The organism is Ligilactobacillus hayakitensis DSM 18933 = JCM 14209 (assembly GCF_000615845.1).
GTDB classification, from domain to species: domain Bacteria; phylum Bacillota; class Bacilli; order Lactobacillales; family Lactobacillaceae; genus Ligilactobacillus; species Ligilactobacillus hayakitensis.
In genome coordinates, this window is record NZ_BAML01000059.1 from 1 (window position 1) to 2804 (window position 2804).

5 protein-coding genes are annotated in these 2804 nt (G+C 37.4%); 1 reads left to right on the forward strand and 4 read right to left on the reverse strand.

Annotated elements, in window-relative coordinates; genetic code table 11:
* The first annotated feature begins 35 nt into the window (after positions 1-35).
* Positions 36-332: a rhodanese-like domain-containing protein gene (locus JCM14209_RS08455; RefSeq protein WP_025023028.1), complete on the forward strand. Its 297-nt coding sequence runs from the start codon at positions 36-38 to the stop codon at positions 330-332.
* A gap of 44 nt (positions 333-376) precedes the next feature.
* Here the strand turns inward: JCM14209_RS08455 and JCM14209_RS09790 are convergent, their stop codons facing one another.
* From JCM14209_RS09790 to JCM14209_RS09940, 4 genes are all read right to left on the reverse strand, one after another.
* Entirely contained in the window at positions 377-937 is a 561-nt protein-coding gene (locus JCM14209_RS09790; RefSeq protein WP_051523446.1) for a DMT family transporter, read from the reverse strand.
* Between the two features lie 200 nt (positions 938-1137).
* Positions 1138-1281 carry a hypothetical protein gene (locus JCM14209_RS10095; RefSeq protein ID WP_155830706.1) on the reverse strand — a complete coding sequence of 48 codons (144 nt, stop codon included), beginning with the start codon at positions 1279-1281 and terminating at the stop codon, positions 1138-1140.
* An 84-nt stretch (positions 1282-1365) separates the two neighbouring features.
* Positions 1366-2202 carry a DUF3114 domain-containing protein gene (locus JCM14209_RS09560; protein WP_081774094.1) on the reverse strand — a complete coding sequence of 279 codons (837 nt, stop codon included), beginning with the start codon at positions 2200-2202 and terminating at the stop codon, positions 1366-1368.
* Positions 2178-2552 carry a hypothetical protein gene (locus tag JCM14209_RS09940; protein ID WP_081774095.1) on the reverse strand — a complete coding sequence of 125 codons (375 nt, stop codon included), beginning with the start codon at positions 2550-2552 and terminating at the stop codon, positions 2178-2180. Before JCM14209_RS09940 ends, JCM14209_RS09560 begins: the two co-directional genes overlap by 25 nt.
* Between the last annotated feature and the right edge of the window lie 252 nt (positions 2553-2804).

Here is a 2804-nt window from a genome sequence, read left to right on the forward strand (position 1 = left end):
GATAAAAAAATAAGCCAAAAAGAGAGGTAAAAAGCGTGCAAACAGTTAATACAAAGCAATTAGCACAAAAACTAAAAGAAGAAAAGATAAATCTTATCGATGTTAGAGAACCCTTTGAATTTATTGAAGGTCATGTTAAAGGCGCTATCAATAAGCCAATGAGTCAATTACGCCATTGGAAAGATGAACTTGAACAAGACCAAATATATTACTTGATGTGTCGTTCAGGCAATCGTTCTAGGCAAGTCGCCAATTTATTAACCGAATTAGGGCATAAAATTTATAACGTTGAAGGCGGTATTCTTGCTTGGGACAACGAATTAGAGCAATAAAAAATCCTTGTGCAGCAACTCAAAATTGCGTGTACAAGGATTTTTTATAGTGATTTTTTTGAAAATTTAATGATATCAGGGATTTGCGCGATAATCACGGCGGCAAAGACTAAGGTTGCGCCAAAGATTTCGCGAGGGGACATTACTTGATTTAAAATTAGCCAACCTGCGATGGCAGAAAAGACTGCTTCGGTACTTAAAATGATTGATGAAGCCGTTGGATCGGCATATTTTTGCCCGATAATTTGTAATGTATACCCCACGCCGCTTGAAATAATCCCTGCATATGCGATTGGTAAAGCCGCTTGCAAGATATCAGTGAGGGCGGGATGCTCGATGAAAAGGGCGAGAATCAAGGCGAACCCACCCGCAAAAATAAATTGGAGCCAAGAAATGATTAAACTATCATGATTACGATAATAATCAATCACTAAAATGTGGCCCGCAAACGCAAACGCGGAGAGAAAATTCAAGATATCGCCAAAATAAATGTTATTTAAGCTGTTGGTAATGCAAAGAAAATACATCCCCGCTAACCCAAACAAAACCGCCAAAAAGATAATCGGATTACGATTACGGCCAATAAACCACGCACAAAGCGCCACGATAACGACATATATCGAAGTAATGAACCCCGATCTGCCAGAAGCAGCGGCACTTGGGGGATAACTACCAATCCCGGTTTGTTGTAAGAATTCAGCGATAAATAAGATAAAGCCAATCCAAAATCCGGCGATCCAATCTTTTTTGGAGATAAGTTTTTGTTTTTTCGGAATGCTTTGGTGTTTTTTTAAGACTAAAATTCCTAACTTAAGGTTGCTAAAATATTTCTTGCAGCATTAAAAGTAAAAGCGCCGACATGCTGACTGGCGGTATCTTGGGCAACAAATGCAATTCCCCAAATAATCGCAACGACCGTCAAAATTAAGTTTCCTTTTAATTTTTGCACAATATCCCTCTTTTCTAAAATTTAAGTTATCTAACAATTCAGTATACCAAAAAAAGAAGATAGAAAAAACTATCTTCCTTTTCGTTATTTTTGTAAGAATTGGGCGATTCCTTGATTACTTGCTTTGTTTGCTTGCAGTGCTGCGACATATTTATCATAAGTAGCTTGACGCTTTTGAAGGGGCACTTTTTGCCAGGCTTTAATATCGACAAGACCGTTTTTAACGATATCAGCGTAACGGCCACCTTTATTGTAATCTTTTTGGAAACGATAATATTTCGTTGCTTGACGACGTAAAGCAGGGTCAGCAGGGTGCTTAACATCCATGGTGTTGTGGGTTTGCTTGTAGTAGCGCGGCACGTGATTTTCCTTGCCCCCGTAAGGTAAACCGTAGTTAAATGATTCGGTGTTAGCGATCATCCGCAATTCTTCATCGCTATATAATTTCGCATCGGCAATCACTTTACCATCTTTCATGTGTTTAGCATAAGCATCCCATTCAGATTCAAAGTTCAAAGTATCCAGGTTGATGATAAATTCGACCATGCGGCCATTATTTAAGCGGCGTTTTTTCGAATCTTTCATCAATTGGACCTTCATGTTTTTAGGATAAGTAAATTCATCGTGGAAACGATTGTGAAAACTTGATCCAGTTGAATAGTCCGCTTCAACTTTATTATCAAACATAAATTCTTGCAGTCTATCAAAATCAGTGGCGTTTGGTCTTAGACGACTTCGTAATCCAAAATATTGACGAATATATGTAATGTAAGTTAAATCTAATTGACTTCTAAATAAGTGGATTTTTTTACCTAAATCAGAGCCATTCAAACTTTTTTCTTTAGTACGGTGAAAAGCTTGAATTACCAAATCACGTATTAAAACAAAGTAAGGACTTAACGGTGAAATGGCATTGCGCATCTTAAATGCTCCAGGAGGATTAAGTTGCAAAAAGCTAAATTATCAATTTTAGCCCCCAAATGTTTGTCTAACATTAAAGCTAATTTTTCTTTAGGGGAAAGATTAGAGTTCGCTAACATCCCCGCGTATAGGTCTGATCCAACTTCATGTGCTTGTTCAAATGAATAATCAATCGAATCATTTTGGTGTAAACGATAAGCGATACTACCAATATAATAGCGAATAGCGCGCTTATCCCAACCATCATTACGCAAGATTTTTAAGTGTTTTGCGATTTTTAAATTCGGTGCAAAGTACAAACGAATTGAAGTTAAGCGTCCAATAAATACTTTATAATATGAACGTTTCATTTTGTTTCTCCTTTTTGATTGATACATATAGTGTCAACTACCCCCGAACAAGTTCGGGGGCTTGTAACTCACGACACTTGCGTGTCAGTAGTTCAAATGGTTAGGCAAGCCTAATCTCCTACCTTAATGTGGCTACGTTTGGGTGGTTGACAAGCACCCTTTGTTACTAACAAGTTGATCGCTCAACAATATCAGTCAGTAACGTTATTTAATTCAAATTTTGGTTTTTCAATGCCCGAAATATATTGTTTG